Source organism: Micromonospora sp. NPDC005197 (assembly GCF_040608295.1).
GTDB lineage: Bacteria > Actinomycetota > Actinomycetes > Mycobacteriales > Micromonosporaceae > Micromonospora.
On the sequence record NZ_JBEXHY010000243.1, the window covers coordinates 1 to 3,328 of the forward strand.

3 protein-coding genes are annotated in these 3,328 nt (G+C 70.7%); all 3 read right to left on the reverse strand.

The window, feature by feature from the left end; all coding sequences use genetic code 11:
- Positions 1-1,422 (reverse strand): GH1 family beta-glucosidase (locus ABZU46_RS31420; protein WP_354863321.1); only part of this gene is annotated, 1,422 nt, incomplete at its 3' end.
- 29 nt (positions 1,423-1,451) lie between these two features.
- Complete coding sequence (locus tag ABZU46_RS31425) at positions 1,452-2,291, reverse strand: carbohydrate ABC transporter permease (protein WP_007460899.1); 840 nt, start codon at positions 2,289-2,291, stop codon at positions 1,452-1,454.
- On the reverse strand, positions 2,284-3,328 hold a 1,045-nt coding region (locus ABZU46_RS31430; RefSeq protein ID WP_354863322.1), incomplete at its 5' end, for a sugar ABC transporter permease. The genes ABZU46_RS31430 and ABZU46_RS31425, both read right to left, overlap by 8 nt.

The following is a 3,328-nucleotide window of genomic DNA, read 5'->3' on the forward strand; positions in this document are numbered from 1 at the left end:
GGCACTCGGCCACCAGGAGCACGCGCACGAGGAGGGCCAGGCCACCGGCGCGGCGGCGTCGGTGGCGTCGGTGGCGCGGGCGAGGTGTCGGTGGGCGCGGATCAGCTCCGCGTAGCGCAGGCCGCTCGCCTTCACCGTCCGCCGCTGGGTGGCGTAGTCGACGTGCACCAGCCCGAAGCGCTTGTCGTAGCCGTACGCCCACTCGAAGTTGTCCAGCAGCGACCACACGAAGTAGCCGTCCAGCGGTACCCCCCGGGCCACCGCCGACGCGCACGCCGCCAGGTGCTGCTCCAGGTGGTCGGTGCGCTCCTTGTCCTCGACCGTGCCGTCGGCGGTGACCTCGTCGAGCCACGCCGAGCCGCTCTCGGTGACGATGATCCGCCCCGGCCGGTACTCCTCGTGCACGTCGACCAGCAGTCGCTCCAGGCCCGCCGGGTACATCTCCCAGCCCATGGCGGTCTCCACCGAACCGGGCACCGGCACCTGCTTCGCGTACGGCGCCGGGCCGGTCGGGTCGTCGACGACCAGTTGACGGAAGTAGTAGTTCACCCCGAGGAAGTCGGTCGGCGTGGCGATCACCGCCAGGTCGTCACCGCGCACCGGCGGCTCGACCCCGTACGTGTCGATCATGTCGGCGGGGTAGCCGCGCCCGTGGATCGGGTCCAGCCACCAGCGGTTGACGTGCCCGTCGGCCCGCCGGGCCGCCGCGACGTCCTCGGGTCGGTCGGTCGCCGGCTCGATCGGGCTGAGGTTGAGCACCAGACCGACCGACGCCGGTCGGGCGGCGTTGGCCCGGATCGCCTGGGTGGCCAGGCCGTGCCCGAGCAGCGCGTGGTGCGAGGCGTGCACGGCGCGGGTCAGGTCCCGCTCGCCGGGGGCCATCTTCCCCTCCAGGTGCCCGATCCAGCACACGCAGAGCGGCTCGTTGACCGTGTTCCAGTCGGCCACCCGGTCGCCGAGGCGGGCGGCGACCACCGCCGCGTAGTCGGCGAACGCCTCGGCCGTGGCGCGCTCCGGCCAACCGCCGCGATCCTGGAGAACCTGCGGCAGGTCCCAGTGGTAGAGCGTGACGAACGGCCGGACCCCGTCGGCGAGCAGCGTGTCGACGAGCCGGTCGTAGAAGTCCAGCCCGGCGGGGTTGACCCGCCCGACGCCGTCGGGCATCACCCGGGGCCAGGCCACCGAGAAACGGTACGCGTCCACGCCGAGCCGGCGCAGCAACGCAAGATCCTCCGGCCACCGGTGGTAGTGGTCGCAGGCCACCGCGCCGGTGTCGCCGTTGTCGACGTTGCCGGGGATCGCCGAGAAGGTGTCCCAGATGGACGGCGCCCGGCCGTCGACGTCGACGGCCCCCTCGATCTGGTACGCCGCCGTGGCGACGCCCCAGAGGAAGTCGGGTGGCAGCTTGGACAGGTCGGGCACGGGACGGTTCTCCTCTGGGATGGGGTGACTCACTTGACGGCACCGGCGGTGAGGCCGGCGACGAAATAGCGCTGCAAGGCCAGGAACCCGGCGACGACCGGGATGCTGACCACCAGCGAGGCGGCCATGATCTGGTTCCAGTAGACGTTGAACTGGGTGGAGTAGCCCTGCAGGCCGACGGCCAGGGTGCGGCTGCCCTCGTCGGTCATCACGGAGGCGAACAGCACCTCACCCCAGGCGGTCATGAACGCGTACACGGTCACCGCGACCACGCCGGGCACGGCGGCCGGCAGGATGACCCGGAACAGGATGCGCAGCGGCCCGGCCCCGTCGACCTGCGCCGCCTCGTCCAGCCCGCGCGGGATCGAGTCGAAGTAGCCGACCAGCATCCAGATCGAGAACGGCAGCGAGAAGGTCAGGTACGTGATGATCAGGCCGGTGCGGCTGGCGTACAGCTCGATTCCGGTGGCGTTGCCCAGGTTGACGTAGATGAGGAACAGCGGCAGCAGGAACAGGATGCCGGGGAACATCTGGGTGGACAGCACCGTCACCGAGAAGACGCCCCGGCCGCGGAACCGGTATCTGCTGACCGCGAACGCCGCGAAGATGGCCACGGCCACCGAGCAGACCGCCGCGACGCTCGACACCACCAGGCTGTTGACCAGGTAGCGGGCCAGCGGCACGGTGCTCCACATGTCGACGAACGGTTGCAGGGTGGGCCGGCTGGGCCACCAGGTGAACCCGTTCTGCACGTCCCGCAACGGTTTCGCCGCCGAGGTGACCATCACGTACAGCGGAATGACGACGAAGAGGGTGAGCAGGGTCAGCACGATGCGCCGGCCCCAGCGCTCACCGGCGGTCTCACGCATGGTCGTCCCTCCGGCGGTTGGTGATCAGCAGGTACGCGGCCGAGACGACCAGCAGGAACAGCAGCAGCGCCACCGACATCGCCGAGCCCGACCCGAAGTCCCAGGTCTTGAAGGAGCTGCGGTAGATGTGGATGGAGATCAGGTCGGCCTGCTCGGGCGCGGAGCCGCCGAAGAGCACGTACGGGGTGTTGAAGTCGTTGAACGTCCACAGGAACAGCACCAGCAGCAGCACCAGGTTCACCGGCCGCAGCATGGGCAGGGTGACCGAGCGCAGTCGGCGCCAGAATCCCGCGCCGTCGATCGCGGCGGCCTCGTACAGCTCGCCCGGCACGTTCTGCAGGCCGGCCATCAGGCAGAGGAACGCGAACGGCCAGTTGCGCCAGACCGACACCACCAGCAGTGACCAGAAGCTGTTGTCGCCGATCAGCCAGAAGGGCCGCTCGTTCAGCAGCCCGAGCTGGTCGACGAGCACGTGGTTGACCAGGCCGGTGTCGCGCTGCAGCAGGAAGCTCCAGGTGATCACGGCGGTGTAGACCGGCAGGGCGTACGGGGTGAGGAACAGCGCCCGCAGGATGGCCCGCCCGCGAAACGGCTTCTGCAGCACGACGGCCGCCGCGATGCCGAGCAGCCAGGCGAACCCGACCGAGAGCAGGCTGTAGATCAGCGTCACCCAGAACGAGTGCAGCAGCTCCTTGCCGGCGGCGGAGTTCAGGTCGAGCGTGGCCCGGTAGTTCTCCAGCCCGACGAAGGGCGCGGTGGACCAGTCCCGGATGTGGAACTGGGTCAGCTCCAGCAGGCTCATCCAGACCCCGACGACCATCGGGATCACGTGGATGGCGAGTTCCAGCACGATGGCCGGGGCGAGCAGCAGGTACGGCAGGAGCGAGCGGCGGGGGCCGCGCGGCCGGCGGGCGGCCCCCCGGGCGGGTGACCCGGCCCGGGGTACGCGCCGGTCGGCGTTCGGCGCGGTGGTGCTGGTTGCCATCGGGGTCCACGCAGCGCCGGTGGCCGTGGTCGGGCGACGAGCCCGGCCACGG

Excerpts from the sequence above, each read along its gene's own strand:
- ABZU46_RS31425 (WP_007460899.1), bottom strand. The coding sequence starts at position 2,291 with ATGCGTGAGACCGCCGGTGAGCGCTGGGGCCGGCGCATCGTGCTGACC.